Consider the following 12,065-nt stretch of genomic DNA (forward strand, 5'->3'; position numbering starts at 1 on the left):
AAAAACAATTCCATTATCTGGAGGGGTGCAAAAATGGGTCAGCTTTTTTCTGAATTACGACCTGAGCATGAAGCGTTTATCAAAAAGCAACGGATGTTCTTTGTTGCCTCAGCTCCTATGAACGCAGATGGTCACGTGAATCTTTCACCGAAAGGTTACGATTCTTTTCGCATCATATCGCCTACGGAGGTCGCTTACTTGGACCTGACTGGAAGTGGAAATGAAACCAGTGCACACCTGCAGGAAAATGGCAGGATTACGATCATGTTCTGTGCATTTGAAGGCCCCCCTCTCATCATGCGCCTATTCGGCAAAGGAACGGTTATTCTCCCAGATACGCCTCGGTGGGATGAGCTCGCAAGCGACTTTCCACTTCTGCCCGGTGCTCGTCAAATCATTACCGTAAACATACAGGAAGTAAAGACTTCTTGCGGCTGGGCTATCCCCTTCTATTCCTATACAAAAGAACGCGACACCCTTCAAAAATGGACCTTGGCTAAAGGCGACGAGGGAATCCTTTCTTATCAACAAGAACACAACGTCGTAAGCATGGATGGATTGCCAACACCATTGGGACAAAAGCTTTTTCCTGTAGCAGATGGAGATCATTAATGGTAAAACGCAAAGAAGCTGCCTTGCTCGCAGCTTCTTTGTTTGAATCCTCTTTACTTGCTCGTATAAATGACCACTGCATCTCGGAGAAACTCGGCAACACCAGGCTGCTCCTTATCGTAGTAAGCCGTGAAGCGCGGGTCATCGACATACATCTGGGCAACACCTGCGTGAGCTTCCTTACTGTAGCTGTCCCAATAAAAACTGAGCCATTGGCGGTGAAGATCAGCCGCTTTTTGTGCAAGCTCATGAGCAGGATCTCCTGTCGCAAAAGCCTGCGCCAGCGTCTCATGCAGCTCTGCATTCAGCTTCTCAAGAGTGGCATACTCCTGCTCGGTCATCCCTTTTAGCTTTTGATTGGACTTTTCGATCTGGTCATTTCCATATTTTGCGCGAATTTCTTCTCCGTACTGTGCCTCGTTGTCGTCAATCAACTTTTGTTTGAAGCCTTCGAATTTCTGTTTGTCACTCATGGTAATGGTCCCCTCTCTTTGTGCTAACGTCATGTCGACATTGGCAATTAACGCGTCCAATTGCGCTCGTCTTTCCAGGAGCTTCTCGCGGTGCTCCCGCAGTGCCCGTTTGGCATCAAAGGTTGGTGAATCCAGGATCTCCTTGATTTCCTCCAAGCTCACACCCAGCTCTCGGTAAAAAAGGATTTGCTGCAATCGATCAACCTCTGGCTGTCTGTAAATGCGATACCCTGATGAATTGATTCTCGCCGGCTTGAGAAGGTCAATTTCATCGTAGTATCGGAGCGTCCGGGTGCTGACACCCGCCAGGAGTCCTAGCTTTTGCACCGTATATTCCATGTTCATTCCTCCTGACAAATTGATCGTACACATTTACGGACCGTCAATGTCAAACACATTTTAATAAAAAATTGGCGTTACTCTATTTTCATTATTTGCTAAAATATAGGTAAATCAATGCGAGGGGAGGATTTCTGATGCTCTCTATCCTTTATATCGTCGGCTTTATTGGGGTCGTACTTGGAGCCGGATGGGGATTGACAGGTCTGATCAGTCTCAAAGCACGAGACAAACATGCCATCAACCATTACAGTGACGATGTTTATGCACAACAAACCTTGTACCAATTGCACAACAACAATTCTAACCAAGGAATTTAAATAGAAAATGGCTGCCCGCATCTTGTGCATAGGCAGCCATCCTTATTTCTTACAGTGCTTGGAATGTATCGGTCAATACCGGTACGATTTGTTTTTTACGGGAGACAACGCCCTTCAGAACCGCTTTGTTGTCCACCAATGTTACTTGGTACGCTTTTTCTACTGCTTGTGTTGCGCTGCCGAGTGCGATCGCAACAGAGTCATTGTTCAAGATATCCGTTACCACGAACACGAACAGGTCCAGACCTTTTTCAGCGATGTTCGCGTTCATAGCCGCTTCCAGTTCGCCTTGGCGTGCGAGGACATCATTTACGTCAACCGCATTAACTTGCGCGATTTCTACTTTCGCATTGCCCATTTGGAATTCTTTTGCATCCAGTGTGAGCAGTTGTGCGATTGTTTTGTCGCTTAAGTCTGCCCCTGCTTTTAGCATCTCCAGACCGTACGCTTCCAGATTGACACCCGCGATTTCAGCCAGCTCGTGAGCTGCCGCTACATCTTGCTCCGTGCATGTTGGAGATTTCAACAGCAATGTATCAGAAATGATCGCAGAAAGCATCAAGCCAGCCATCTCTTTTGGAATATCTACGCCGTTTTCTTTGTACATCTTTTTCAAAATGGTTGTGGTGCAGCCAACTGGCTCAGCACGGAAGTAGAGAGGATTGCTCGTTTCAAAATTCGCGATACGGTGATGATCGATCACTTCAACCACTTGCACCTGCTCAATATCATTTGCGCTTTGTTGACGCTCATTATGGTCTACGAGGATGACTTCATTCACTTCATTCGCAACTGTTTCTACTTGGCGAGGTTCTTTTACTTGGAAGTAATTCAACACAAATGCTGTTTCGCTGCTGATTACACCCAGGCGTACAGGCTCTACATTCGCGCCCAGTTTTGTTTTCAAGTCAGCGTACACCAGTGCTGAACAAATAGAATCCGTGTCTGGATTTTTATGACCGAAGATTAGTTTTTTTTCCATCATCCATACTCCTTAGTCGTGTTTTGGCGTCAAAATTATACCATAGGATAGAGGATATTCCCAAGTTACATTATAGGTTCAAAATAGGTTCAAAGTCGATCATTGAAAATAATGTTTTGAATATCGATTGGATTGAAAAAGGAGGCGATGTGAGATGAAGGTGGCAGCGTTGTATGACATACACGGGAATGTGCCTGCCCTACATGCTACATTGACGGAGCTCGAAGCGGTGAAGCCAGATCTTATTGTCATCGGGGGTGATATCATCTCGGGGCCGATGCCCGTCCAGACACTTGAATTGCTCTTCCAAGTGGAGACTCCCGTGCAATTCATCCGTGGAAATGGGGATCGTGAAGTCGTCCTTGCTTTTGACAGTGAGGATCAGCATCTGGAAATGTCTGATTCTGTGCGAAAAATTACATCATGGGTGGCGGAGCAATTGAGCGACTCTCATCGTGACTTCATTGCCCGGCTTCCGCTTACATACACGTTAAAACGAGATGATTGCGAAGACGTGTTATTTTGCCACGCCATTCCTTATAATGACGAGGACATTTTCACCCCTCTTACTCCAGATGAAGTTGTTCACTCTTACTTTCACGGGGTTCAACAACCGACTGTTATTTGTGGACATACGCATATTCAATTCGAACGTCGCCTTGGCGATCTGCGTATTCTCAATGCTGGAAGTGTAGGCATGCCGTATGCCGACAAACCTGGTGCATACTGGTTACTGCTTGATGGTGACAGCTATGAGCATCGCTTTACACCTTATGACATAGAGACTGCGGCAAAACAGATAGATTCTGCACACTATCCGCAAGCCCAGCAATTTACGGATGAGAATGTACGAAAGATCCCTACGGCTCAAGAAGCTATGGAATTTTTAGAGACAATGGCACAGAAAAACCGACCCTCTACATCGTAAAGGGTCGGCTGACACACATAGCTAATTCAATTAATCGTCCCAGTCTACGTCCAGTACAGCACCTGTCGCAGCAGAAATCTCCAGATCTACTTCCTGTCCTTTGGCCGTTTTCACTTCCACTTCATATACATATTGATTATCGTCTTCATCCAGCTTAATGGACTTGATGCTGCCATTCACTTTAGCCAAGGCGATTTTTTTCGCTTGCTCTACACTAATTTTCACTTGTTGATTTTTCCACTGATCGTCGTTGTCGTCGTCATTGTCATCGTCGTCATCATGATCAAGGTCCTGCCACACCTCGCCAGTCATGGCATCTACGTATACGTCAATCTCTTGATGCTTGTTTCTGATCTCTGCTTTGTAGTAGAGGAAACCATCTTCTTCATCCAGCTTCCACTCGGTAATCGTGCCAGACTGGACATCCCGAACTTTTTTCAGTGCTTTTTCAGGCGTGATACGCACTACCTTCGCCCAGTTGTATGGAACATCATCGTCGACCTGAAGATAAACGGTAGAAGTGCTCTTTTGCTGTACGCTGTTATATTGATTGCTATGTGCGAAGGCTGTTACGCTGAGGCTCCCTACGATAAGTGCTCCTACCATGGTCATGACTACTTTTTTCATATGATCTCGCTCCTTTTTTCGACCGGTTTTGTTTGATCTCCTTTATCATAAAAAGGTCAGATGAAGGAAAAAAAAGAGAGAGATTAGAAATTGATGAGAAAATAGAGGAGCCCTCTCACAGAATTCATGATTGCCTACAAGCAACAGCGATTAACAAAAAGAGCGCATGTTTTCTACTGGCAAAAATGATCGATTCCGGCTGTAAATCGACTCAGATGAAGCATCCGCGCTTTTGCGTGCTTCTGGTGTCATTTCGTATAATGAAAGCAGTCGAGAGGACAACAGCCGACTCGATGACATACGAAAGAGAGCGTGAAAAGCAGTGTAATACATATCGTTTCTAACTACTTTCTACTTTTACTTATGAGAAGGAGAAACGATTTTCGGTGGAATCACCACTCACGAAAAACATCTTTTTTTGAATCTATTTTCTCGTTACCGTACAAACGGTTGTGATGTCCGTCATGACCTTGGAAGTGAAAAATCCCGCACGTATCCAGTTGACGGCACAAGCAACGCAAGCGATATCGTATGCCTATACAGAATCAGACAACCGAAAATAAATAAAGGCACTCTACTAATCTTGTAGAGTGCTTATTAATGTCTTTACAAGAAACCATTCATGTGAAGAAGGAGTGACAGCAGGATGCGGAAAATGGAAGTACGTCCTTATGAAGCGCGATGGGCGTCAGTGTTTAGAGATGAGGTGCTGTTGTTGCAAAGGATTTTCGGTGACGAGCTAGTTGAGATTCATCACATTGGCAGCACTGCCGTACCTGGACTCTCGGCAAAACCCATCATCGATATCTTGCCAGTGGTCCGCGACATCTCGCGAGTGGATGATTACAACAGCGAGATGCGGGCACATGGTTACGAACCTCGGGGAGAGCTCGGCCTTGCAGGCAGGCGGTATTTTCCAAAGGGCGGTGACAAACGCACCCATCATGTCCACGTGTATCAGGTAGGTCATTGTGCTATTCATCGCCATCTGGCTTTTCGCGACTACCTGCGTGCTCATCCTGATGAGGCCAAGCAGTACGGTGATGTGAAGCAAGAGATGGCCAAACGATTTCCCTGCGATTCTGGCGGTTATGTAAAAGGGAAAGAGGCATTTGCAAAAGCACTGGAGGAAAAGGCGCTTATTTGGAAAGCCTTAGGGCAAATTGAATAAATACAATCTCAGAGGTTGTATTCAAAACCATGTGCTGGAAGTATTTCTCGATAATAGCAAAGGGGCGTTTATTCAGACTGGTATAGACTGAATGTAAACGCCCCTTTGATAAACCCACTTAGTGCCCCACCATCCAAGGTCGCTTGCCACTACGGCTGTGGGTATGGCCACCATGTGAGTGACTACTGTGGCTGCACCCTGCTCCCTCGTGTGAATGCGATTGCTTCCTGACGATTTTCGGTTCTACCCCGCGCTCGATACGTTGTCGCAGCGCTTGCGGTGTCATGATCAGTCCGGGTGCAGCGTACAACCGCTTTGACTGTGTCTGGCACTCAGGGCAGGCCACGCTATCCGTGAGCTCGCTCATCTTCAGCCACTGTACAAATGGACCACATTCCTCGCACAAATAATCGTATCTCGGCATCGTATTAGCTCCTTCTTTTACGCTCTTCTTTCGCGGACTACTTAGGCAAAATATCTCGATCAAAAATGCTCGTCGGTATGGACAAGGTGCAGCAGGCGTTTGGAATATCGACGATCCCCGCGATTCTCCCCTCCACCGGTGCCGTTCCCAGCAGCATGTATGCCTGCTCTCCGGTGAAGCCCATCGCTGTTTTCAAATACTCGATGGCATTCAGGCATGCATTGCGGTACGCGACATGCGCATCCATGTACAGCTGCTGCCCTGTCGTCTCATGTACGGAAATACCCTCGAACACGAGATATTCCGTATAGCGAGGCTCAACAGGACCCGGCTTGAATACAGGGTTGTTCACGATGTTATACTTCGCCATCCCGCCCTTGATGACATCGACATGAAGATCCAGCCATCCTGCCATTTCAATCCCGCCGCAGAAGGTCACTTCACCGTCTCCTTGAGAAAAATGCAAATCGCCCATGGACAGCTTCGCTCCGTTCACATATACCGGGAAGTAGATGCGCGTGCCTTTGGACAAGTTTTTGATGTCGCAATTACCGCCATGCTCACGAGGTGGAACGGTTCGAGCCGCTTCTCTCGCAATCCGCTCAAACTCGGCTCCTTTTAAACTGCCTAACACCGCACTGTGCGCGGTCGGCAAATTCGCCAGTGGCGGCACTCGTTCAGGGTCTGTCGCTACCAAATCCCGCTCTCTACGGTTCCAACGATCGAGTAACTGGTGGGACGGTGCCGTACCGATTAAGCCCGGATGAAGAATGCCGGCAAATTTAACTCCTGGCAAATGACGAGAGGTCGTATAAATACCGTGGAAGTCCCAGATCGATTTCGCCGCTTGCGAATAATGATCGACGAGGAAGCTCCCACCGTTTTCTTTGGCAAAAATACCGTTAAAGCCCCATTCCGAATTGGGGAGTGCACCGATGTCGAGGATATCGACAACCAAGAGGTCTCCTGGCTCCGCGCCATTCACCCAGACAGGTCCACTCAGTACATGGACGCGATTGAGATTCACATCGCGAATGTCGGAAGGGTCGTCGTTGTTGGCGATCTGCCCGTCTGTCCAGTCCTTACATTCCATGCGGAAAACAGCTCCTGGATTCACCGAGACAGTAGCCGGAATGTCTGGATGCCATCTGTTGTGACCGGGTGTATCCTGTTCCTCCATCGGCTTGTTCAAGTCAACTCGAAATAATACTTCTGGCATGCTGCTTCCCCCTCACTTGTTCAAAAATGTAGCGAGTGCCGTACGTGAATAGAGAAGAAGCAATTGATGTGCCAAGTTTGTTTGTACCGATAAAAATTTGATGATACCGATTCTTTTGGCTATTTTCTCCTGTATACTTAATACAAAGAGCTTGTCGCAAAACAGGTCATGCACTAGTTCTGCCCTCGACCGGAAATGTTCCCTCATCTCTTGTATCGCTTTCGTAATTGTGAGTCGTTTGTTTCGCTGCTTCCCTGTCGGACACCTGTCCCATGATCGGACAAACAAACTATTACCAAGAAAGGGTGCGAGAACTATTTTTGAAGCCGGCATGCTGCTCTCGTCTTTCAAGTCTTCCTCCATTATCGAGCGTTCCCATCATCGCGCGATCTCTGATGCTGTCTTTCATTCTCTCTATCAGCAATTACAAGCCTCCGCGAATCTTACACCCTACGAATTTTCCCTGATAAGGGACGCCCTTATCCATATTCTACAGAATGGCTCCTTGCCGCTTTTTCCACAATCACTTTCTACCACGAGACGTCCTCCTGCATTCAAGCATGATCATGAGTTTCCAGCCCTCAGCCGAGCCTCGCATTCTACTCCCAATTGGAAAGGGCTTTTTTTTGCATGGGCCGAAAATAGTCAGGAATACATGGTCGCCATAAGTGATGAGCGTGTCGTGCTCTTTGCCAACAGACAGGCACAGGAACGATTTTCTTTGTGTGAAGGCCTCGTGCTCGAGGTAGATTGGGAACAAACACGCCTAGCCAATTGGTTCGTAGAGGAGCTCGATTTGGGGGAAAAGACGTGGTATCGCCTCTTTCTCATTCGCCCAGGCACTTCTTCCGTGTCAAAGCCAGCTAGCAGCTATTCGTTTTCAGAGATTCATACGAACAGCCCCCTTTATCAAAACCAACTACAAACAGCGCGTATCGCTGCCCAATCTTTATCAAACACGTTATTGCTCGGTGAAACAGGGTGTGGAAAAGAAGTTCTCGCACGCGCTATTCACACCTCCAGTGCACGAAAAGACGGCCCATTTATCGCAGTCAATATTGCAGCACTTCCACGGGAGCTCATTGCCAGTGAGCTGTTTGGTTATACAGAAGGAGCCTTTACCGGAGCAAAAAAAGGGGGACAGCTTGGGAAATTCGAAGCGGCAAACGGAGGAACACTGTTTCTCGATGAAATCGGGGAAATGACCATAGAGCTTCAAGTACTTTTGCTTCGCGTACTGGAAGAACGCAAAGTCACGAGATTGGGCTCTCACGAAGAAAAGCCATTGGACATTCGGATTATCGCTGCCACCAATCGCTTCATTGAGGAAGATGTGCGGAATGGGCTGTTTCGTGCAGACCTCTACTACAGGCTAAACGTCCTGCAAATTCGCATCCCTCCTCTGCGCGAACGCAAGGAAGACATTGCCCCCTTGGCTGACGAGTTTCTCAGCCAGCTCCATACCCAATACGCTCGCGGGCCAACAGGTATTTGTGAATCTTCTTTGACGATTTTGCAACAGCACACATGGCCTGGAAATATTCGTGAGCTGCGCAATATTGTAGAACGGGCATTTTTACATGCCTTCGACGATCCGTGGATTACCCCTCACCATCTCCCTTGCGAATGGCAGCATGAATATGGACAACAGGAGGCATCGGGAGAACCTTTGCCATTATTACGCGAATTAGAGCGACAGACGATTCAGCAAGCGATTACTCAGGCTCCGTCAATCAGCGCAGCTGCCAAAAAGCTGGGAATTGCGCGAAGTACCTTGTATCGAAAAATGGAAGAGTTAGGGATCGGATAGCGCCCATAAAAAAATCGGGGGATGAGCTGGGCGGCTTGTCCCCCGACACGTTTTACAGATGCCCTATTCATCCGTGAGAGCTCGCCGAATTGTCATTCTCGCTTCCTCTGCCAGCTCTGCGTCTTTGTTGTCAATGGCTTGCAACCATAGCAGCATCGGAATATACACCGCCATCATCCTGGCCAGTAAATGAGTCTCTTCATCCACGTCTCCATACGCTTGGAAAAATGGTTGACGGGCTTGTGGTGGTAAAAAACTGTAGGCAACATTTAAATCCGACCCTGGGTGACCGATGTTGATATCTCCCCAGTCAATAATGCCCGATACCCTCCCCGTTTCATCTACGAGCATATTTTTAAAATGCAAGTCTCCATGCAGTAATACTTCTTTCGGCTTTACACAAGCTATGACGATTTGCTCCAAATATTTCTCAATCGCAATTCGGTCTTCCTCAGAAATATGTAGGGCTAATGTAGACAAAAACGTCTGCATCTTTTCTTTTCGCGCTGCAATGTCTATGAGGTTCCTGTGATCATATTCAATCCCATTCTCACGGGCAATGTGCAGCGGAAATGCATGCAACCTTTTTAAAAACGTCGCAAGTGCAGCTGCCGATAAAGCACGCTTCTCGGCGTGCAAGTCAATGGGGAACATTCCCGGAACATACGTATACCCCAAAAAGGGGAAAGGATAATCGCTGCTTGGTTCACCGTAAAATAATGGCTTCGGATACGGAAGCGTCATAAATTCCGCGAGCTGTGGCAGCAGCTTTCCTTCTTTTTTCATTAGTTCAACGGACACATGCCGCCTGGGAAAACGGAAAACGTATTCGTCCCCCACACGAAAAACGACGTTATCCCACCCAGTGCCAATTAACTCAATGGGCATGGTGGACAGCTGTGCGAACTGGCGGAAGATGAGTGTACGTGCCAATGGTTCGGATACTTCCCAGTCAGCATCCCAAGGATTTGAAATTTTCATCGTTTCCTTTCCCTCCAGCTTCAAATTGTCTACTCACTTCGGTAGCACGGATCGCATAAACACATTTCGTCCCACCAAGTGCCACGCATTCCGTACGTTCTACATTCGTCTGCAATAACTCTCGGTAAATACTTAGCTCTCTCTCACAGATCATCTGATACCGATTGGCTACTTTAAAATAAGGACAGTTGTGCTGCGTTATCACATATTCCTCATCGCCCTGCTGTTCCCAGCTCGCCATGAAGCCATTGCCGTCCTGAATCTGTGCCATCTCTGCCACCTTTTCAGGCAGCTCTTTCCCTTCCATCCGTCCAGCGTATTTCCGGATGATCTTCTCCTGCTGTCTCCCGAAGAAATCATCGACACGGTCTTCCCCGTCTTCCAGCACGATATGCTCAAGCAAATCCACCGCTAGTTGTCCATAATCATTCGGAAATTGCTCGCTACCCTGCTGCGTCAACGAATAGTAGTGCATCGGTCTGCCCGCTTTTTGACGCCCTAGTCTGCACACAACGAGACCGTCTTTTTCCAAGTGGACCATTTGCCGACTGACAGCAACCTTTGTTAGCTCCAGCTTGTTCTGTAAATCTTTTGTACTGAGCTCCCCTTCCCGCTTCAGCAACAAAAGAATGTATTCACGTGTAGATAGGTGTCTGTATCTCTCCATTGTCTATTCGCCCCTTTTATCGAAAAGAACGATACGCTCACAGTATATGCCCTTTGGCAAACTAATTCAATCAACATGTTTCTAAAGTGACACTCTTTGCGCATAGCGAAACCTTCACCTGCAATTTATTAAACATTTTAGTTGAATATATATAAAATAATGCATATACTGTAAGGGAAGTGCAAGGTGCTTTTTTCCAAAAAGGATAGGTGAAACGAATGAAACCTGTATTCTCTCTTCTCCGTGAACGACAGGTCGAGGTGACTTATCAGGAGCCTTTGGCGGCACATACTACCTGGAAAATAGGCGGTCCTGCGGATATGCTGATCACACCGAGCAGTAAATCCCAACTGATCATGGTTCTACAAATACTGAATGAACATCATGTCCCATGGATGGTGATGGGAAAGGGCTCCAACCTTTTAGTCACAGACAAGGGTTATCGTGGCGCGGTCATTAAATTAAACAAGGCTTTGGACTATGCCCGAATCGTGGGCAATCAGATTTACGCAGGGTCCGCCTACTCCTTGATTAAGCTCGCAGCGTTGGCAAACAAGCACAGGCTCAGTGGCTTGGAGTTCGCAGGCGGAATACCCGGGTCTGTCGGCGGCGCTGTGTATATGAATGCAGGCGCGAATGGATCAGATATATCGGACATTTTCCATTCAGCCGAAGTAATCACGCAAACTGGAGCCATACGCTCCCTGCGTGCCGTAGATTTGGATTTTTCTTATCGCCACTCATCCTTGCAAGATGCTGATGTCATTATCACGGAAGCTGTTTTTGAGCTGACTTTGCGCGACAGCGAAAGCATCAAGCTCCAGTGGAACCAATACAAAGAAAATCGGCTAAAGACACAGCCCTTGCCCTTTGATTGTGCAGGCAGTGTGTTCAGAAATCCCCCCGGCCATTTTGCTGCAAAGCTCATTGAAGAAGCAGGATTGAAGGGCATGCGGCACGGTGGTGCGGAGGTATCGAACAAGCACGCCAATTTTATTATGAACACCGGTAATGCCACAGCACTTGATGTATTGACCCTCATGAGGCATATCCAGGAACAAGTTCATAGCCGCTCAGGCAATTTCCTTGTCCCTGAGGTTGTCATCGTAGGTGAACAGTAAGCAAAAAAAGGGAGGTTTCACAATGATACGAATCAGCGAAGCTGCTGTAAGCCGCATTCAGAACATGCTCGAACAAGAAAGCTCTTCTACCTCTCCTCTCTTCATTCGTTTTGGCGTACAGGACGGGGGTTGCACCGGGATGACCTACGGACTCGGCTTTGATGATACACAGCAGGAAGGAGACACCACGATTACGATTGATGGAGTGAAGCTGGTCGTTAATCCAGAAAGCTATCCGTATGTCGATGGCGTCGAAATCGATTACAAAGACACAGGTATGATGGGTGGATTTACCATCCAAAATCCGAATGCGATCGCAACCTGCGGCTGCGGAAATAGCTTCCGAACAGCTTTGAGTCGAGGCAAAAGAGAAAAGTGTGAGTAAACAGCA

14 protein-coding genes are annotated in these 12,065 nt (G+C 47.4%); 7 read left to right on the plus strand and 7 right to left on the minus strand.

From position 1 onward, the window contains the following. The first annotated feature begins 33 nt into the window (after positions 1-33). A complete protein-coding gene (locus AB1L17_RS26150; protein ID WP_412847919.1) occupies positions 34-612 on the plus strand; it encodes a pyridoxamine 5'-phosphate oxidase family protein in 579 nt (192 codons plus the stop codon). A gap of 53 nt (positions 613-665) precedes the next feature. Here the strand turns inward: AB1L17_RS26150 and AB1L17_RS26155 are convergent, their stop codons facing one another. Beyond that, positions 666-1,424, minus strand: a complete 759-nt coding sequence (locus tag AB1L17_RS26155) for a MerR family transcriptional regulator (protein ID WP_412847918.1) — start codon at positions 1,422-1,424, stop codon at positions 666-668. A 137-nt stretch (positions 1,425-1,561) separates the two neighbouring features. Here AB1L17_RS26155 and AB1L17_RS26160 point away from each other — a divergent pair, with 137 nt between their 5' ends. After that, positions 1,562-1,744 carry a hypothetical protein gene (locus AB1L17_RS26160; protein WP_412847917.1) on the plus strand — a complete coding sequence of 61 codons (183 nt, stop codon included), beginning with the start codon at positions 1,562-1,564 and terminating at the stop codon, positions 1,742-1,744. A gap of 49 nt (positions 1,745-1,793) precedes the next feature. Here AB1L17_RS26160 and AB1L17_RS26165 read toward each other — a convergent pair whose 3' ends face one another. Continuing rightward, positions 1,794-2,726: a manganese-dependent inorganic pyrophosphatase gene (locus AB1L17_RS26165; RefSeq protein WP_412847916.1), complete on the minus strand. Its 933-nt coding sequence runs from the start codon at positions 2,724-2,726 to the stop codon at positions 1,794-1,796. Positions 2,727-2,880: 154 nt separating this feature from the next. On the opposite strand from AB1L17_RS26165, the gene AB1L17_RS26170 reads away from it, so the two are divergent. Beyond that, positions 2,881-3,654, plus strand: a complete 774-nt coding sequence (locus tag AB1L17_RS26170) for a metallophosphoesterase family protein (protein WP_412847915.1) — start codon at positions 2,881-2,883, stop codon at positions 3,652-3,654. A 30-nt stretch (positions 3,655-3,684) separates the two neighbouring features. Here the strand turns inward: AB1L17_RS26170 and AB1L17_RS26175 are convergent, their stop codons facing one another. Then, on the minus strand, positions 3,685-4,281 hold the full coding sequence (locus AB1L17_RS26175) for a PepSY domain-containing protein (RefSeq protein ID WP_412847914.1): 597 nt from the start codon (positions 4,279-4,281) through the stop codon (positions 3,685-3,687). A 646-nt stretch (positions 4,282-4,927) separates the two neighbouring features. On the opposite strand from AB1L17_RS26175, the gene AB1L17_RS26180 reads away from it, so the two are divergent. Beyond that, positions 4,928-5,452 (plus strand): GrpB family protein, encoded by a 525-nt coding sequence (locus AB1L17_RS26180; RefSeq protein WP_412847913.1) that lies wholly within the window; start codon positions 4,928-4,930, stop codon positions 5,450-5,452. A gap of 118 nt (positions 5,453-5,570) precedes the next feature. On the opposite strand, the gene AB1L17_RS26185 is transcribed toward AB1L17_RS26180, so the two are convergent. Next, positions 5,571-5,876 carry an FmdB family zinc ribbon protein gene (locus AB1L17_RS26185; protein WP_412847912.1) on the minus strand — a complete coding sequence of 102 codons (306 nt, stop codon included), beginning with the start codon at positions 5,874-5,876 and terminating at the stop codon, positions 5,571-5,573. 37 nt (positions 5,877-5,913) lie between these two features. Next, complete coding sequence (gene fmdA, locus AB1L17_RS26190) at positions 5,914-7,095, minus strand: formamidase (protein WP_412847911.1); 1,182 nt, start codon at positions 7,093-7,095, stop codon at positions 5,914-5,916. Between the two features lie 655 nt (positions 7,096-7,750). Between fmdA and AB1L17_RS26195 the strand changes: the two genes are divergently transcribed. Then, a complete protein-coding gene (locus AB1L17_RS26195) occupies positions 7,751-8,905 on the plus strand; it encodes a sigma-54 interaction domain-containing protein (protein ID WP_412847910.1) in 1,155 nt (384 codons plus the stop codon). A 63-nt stretch (positions 8,906-8,968) separates the two neighbouring features. Here the strand turns inward: AB1L17_RS26195 and AB1L17_RS26200 are convergent, their stop codons facing one another. Both AB1L17_RS26200 and AB1L17_RS26205 read right to left on the minus strand, forming a co-directional pair. After that, entirely contained in the window at positions 8,969-9,886 is a 918-nt protein-coding gene (locus AB1L17_RS26200; protein ID WP_412847909.1) for a phosphotransferase, read from the minus strand. Next, positions 9,858-10,553, minus strand: a complete 696-nt coding sequence (locus AB1L17_RS26205) for a helix-turn-helix transcriptional regulator (RefSeq protein WP_412847908.1) — start codon at positions 10,551-10,553, stop codon at positions 9,858-9,860. Before AB1L17_RS26205 ends, AB1L17_RS26200 begins: the two co-directional genes overlap by 29 nt. 218 nt (positions 10,554-10,771) lie before the next feature. Between AB1L17_RS26205 and murB the strand changes: the two genes are divergently transcribed. After that, positions 10,772-11,674 carry a UDP-N-acetylmuramate dehydrogenase gene (murB, locus tag AB1L17_RS26210; protein ID WP_412847907.1) on the plus strand — a complete coding sequence of 301 codons (903 nt, stop codon included), beginning with the start codon at positions 10,772-10,774 and terminating at the stop codon, positions 11,672-11,674. A gap of 22 nt (positions 11,675-11,696) precedes the next feature. Beyond that, positions 11,697-12,059 (plus strand): HesB/IscA family protein, encoded by a 363-nt coding sequence (locus AB1L17_RS26215; protein WP_412847906.1) that lies wholly within the window; start codon positions 11,697-11,699, stop codon positions 12,057-12,059. Positions 12,060-12,065: the final 6 nt, after the last annotated feature.

It is taken from the genome of Brevibacillus jepli (assembly GCF_047229145.1).
In the GTDB taxonomy this organism is placed as follows: domain Bacteria; phylum Bacillota; class Bacilli; order Brevibacillales; family Brevibacillaceae; genus Brevibacillus.

What these genes read in the sequence shown, in the direction of transcription:
- AB1L17_RS26150 (WP_412847919.1), top strand. Translation starts at nt 34, where the DNA reads ATGGGTCAGCTTTTTTCTGAATTACGACCTGAGCATGAAGCGTTTATC.
- AB1L17_RS26155 (WP_412847918.1), bottom strand. Translation starts at nt 1,424, where the DNA reads ATGGAATATACGGTGCAAAAGCTAGGACTCCTGGCGGGTGTCAGCACC.
- AB1L17_RS26160 (WP_412847917.1), top strand. Translation starts at nt 1,562, where the DNA reads ATGCTCTCTATCCTTTATATCGTCGGCTTTATTGGGGTCGTACTTGGA.
- AB1L17_RS26165 (WP_412847916.1), bottom strand. Translation starts at nt 2,726, where the DNA reads ATGGAAAAAAAACTAATCTTCGGTCATAAAAATCCAGACACGGATTCT.
- AB1L17_RS26170 (WP_412847915.1), top strand. Translation starts at nt 2,881, where the DNA reads ATGAAGGTGGCAGCGTTGTATGACATACACGGGAATGTGCCTGCCCTA.
- AB1L17_RS26175 (WP_412847914.1), bottom strand. Translation starts at nt 4,281, where the DNA reads ATGAAAAAAGTAGTCATGACCATGGTAGGAGCACTTATCGTAGGGAGC.
- AB1L17_RS26180 (WP_412847913.1), top strand. Translation starts at nt 4,928, where the DNA reads ATGCGGAAAATGGAAGTACGTCCTTATGAAGCGCGATGGGCGTCAGTG.
- AB1L17_RS26185 (WP_412847912.1), bottom strand. Translation starts at nt 5,876, where the DNA reads ATGCCGAGATACGATTATTTGTGCGAGGAATGTGGTCCATTTGTACAG.
- fmdA (WP_412847911.1), bottom strand. Translation starts at nt 7,095, where the DNA reads ATGCCAGAAGTATTATTTCGAGTTGACTTGAACAAGCCGATGGAGGAA.
- AB1L17_RS26195 (WP_412847910.1), top strand. Translation starts at nt 7,751, where the DNA reads ATGGTCGCCATAAGTGATGAGCGTGTCGTGCTCTTTGCCAACAGACAG.
- AB1L17_RS26200 (WP_412847909.1), bottom strand. Translation starts at nt 9,886, where the DNA reads ATGAAAATTTCAAATCCTTGGGATGCTGACTGGGAAGTATCCGAACCA.
- AB1L17_RS26205 (WP_412847908.1), bottom strand. Translation starts at nt 10,553, where the DNA reads ATGGAGAGATACAGACACCTATCTACACGTGAATACATTCTTTTGTTG.
- murB (WP_412847907.1), top strand. Translation starts at nt 10,772, where the DNA reads ATGAAACCTGTATTCTCTCTTCTCCGTGAACGACAGGTCGAGGTGACT.
- AB1L17_RS26215 (WP_412847906.1), top strand. Translation starts at nt 11,697, where the DNA reads ATGATACGAATCAGCGAAGCTGCTGTAAGCCGCATTCAGAACATGCTC.